2 protein-coding genes are annotated in these 985 nt (G+C 68.3%); both read left to right on the forward strand.

What is annotated here, in order from left to right; all coding sequences use genetic code 11:
• Positions 1 to 196 precede the first annotated feature (196 nt).
• Positions 197 to 472: a hypothetical protein gene (locus CA984_RS44155; protein WP_086579173.1), complete on the forward strand. Its 276-nt coding sequence runs from the start codon at positions 197 to 199 to the stop codon at positions 470 to 472.
• A 78-nt stretch (positions 473 to 550) separates the two neighbouring features.
• Positions 551 to 958 carry an SRPBCC family protein gene (locus CA984_RS44160; protein ID WP_086579174.1) on the forward strand — a complete coding sequence of 136 codons (408 nt, stop codon included), beginning with the start codon at positions 551 to 553 and terminating at the stop codon, positions 956 to 958.
• Positions 959 to 985: the final 27 nt, after the last annotated feature.

The raw sequence follows: 985 nt of genomic DNA on the forward strand, positions 1-985 counted from the left end.
GCAACCACCTCACACCCCCGCGCCCGAGCACCGCCGACCTGCGGCCCGAACCCGCGACCGGCCGGCCACACGACCAGATCAACGGGGCAGCGCAGAACCTCCCAACGCGTGAACCCGCGACCTCCGGTGAGCCACAACCCCACAGACGAAGACCACCCACCTCCCCAGCACACCCCCGCAGGGGTACGCTCACCCCATGCCGAACCTGATCGTCACCCTCCTCCTGACGGCAGTCATCGCCATAGTGATCATCGGCCTCATCGTGCTCGCCGTACGGGYGGCACAACGCCCCCGCAACGCCCTCGTCGGCGGCGGCATCGGCCCCGAACTCATCGAACAGATCCTCCAGCTCAAAGCCTCCGACCAGTTCGACCAAGCCGTCTTCCTCGTACGCGGCGAGACCGGAATGAGCCACCGAGCCGCCGCGCGCTTCGTCAGAAAAATCCGCCCCGCCACCCCACCACCCACCTGACCTGCACCTCCATGGATGGACCACCCCCCACAGGGGTAGGTGATCACCCAACGCGACCACAGCGAGGAGTGATCACCCATGAGCGAGCACGAACGTTCCCGCGCCATGCCCGCACCACCGCAGACCGTCTTCGACCAGGCGAACGACCTGGACGGACTCAACCACTGGCTACCCCAGGACCTGCACGTACGGGCCGAGGTCCTGCCCGACGTCACCGTCCACGAAGACAGCACCGGACGCGACGCCCGCGCACTCCTGCAGACCGACCCCGAACACCTGCGCATCGAATGGGGAACCCGCGACGACGCCCGCTACACGGGCTGGCTCCAGGTGACCGACAGCGGCGACGGAACCAGCCAGGCCACCATCCACCTGTCCTTCCACGACGACGACCACACCCCCGCCGACGACGACATCGACCACACCCTCGACGAGAGCCTGCGACGCCTGGCCGACCAGGTACGGCTGCGCACCGACACCCCCTGACCCCCTCGACCACCACCGCCCACGAAC

This window comes from Streptosporangium minutum (assembly GCF_002149035.1).
GTDB classification, from domain to species: domain Bacteria; phylum Actinomycetota; class Actinomycetes; order Streptosporangiales; family Streptosporangiaceae; genus Streptosporangium; species Streptosporangium minutum.

Excerpts from the sequence above, each read along its gene's own strand:
- CA984_RS44160 (WP_086579174.1), top strand. The coding sequence starts at position 551 with ATGAGCGAGCACGAACGTTCCCGCGCCATGCCCGCACCACCGCAGACC.